Origin of the sequence: Oceanicaulis sp. UBA6590, from assembly GCF_002433705.1 — a bacterium.
Taxonomy (GTDB): Bacteria; Pseudomonadota; Alphaproteobacteria; order Caulobacterales; family Maricaulaceae; genus Oceanicaulis.
In genome coordinates this window covers 9,542-9,915 of record NZ_DJIQ01000019.1, presented here as the reverse complement: position 1 = coordinate 9,915, position 374 = coordinate 9,542, and the positions used below count along the sequence as shown (strand labels likewise).

1 protein-coding gene is annotated in these 374 nt (G+C 61.8%); it reads left to right on the top strand.

Going from position 1 to position 374, the window contains the following annotated elements; genetic code table 11:
• Positions 1-374 (top strand): AAA family ATPase (locus tag B2Z70_RS03695; RefSeq protein ID WP_518167574.1); only part of this gene is annotated, 374 nt, incomplete at both ends.

Genomic DNA, 374 nt, shown 5'->3' with positions numbered 1-374 from the left:
ATCCTGCTGATCGGCCCGACCGGCTGCGGCAAGACGCTGCTGGCTCAGACGCTCGCGCGCATACTCGACGTGCCTTTCACCATGGCCGACGCCACCACGCTGACCGAAGCCGGTTATGTGGGCGAGGACGTGGAGAATATTGTTCTCAAGCTGCTGCAGGCAGCCGATTACAATGTCGAGCGCGCCCAGCGCGGCATTGTCTACATCGACGAGATCGACAAGATCAGTCGCAAGTCCGACAACCCGTCCATCACGCGCGACGTATCGGGCGAGGGTGTCCAGCAAGCGCTTCTGAAGATCATGGAAGGCACGGTGGCCTCTGTTCCGCCCCAGGGTGGTCGCAAGCATCCCCAGCAGGAATTCCTGCAGGTGGA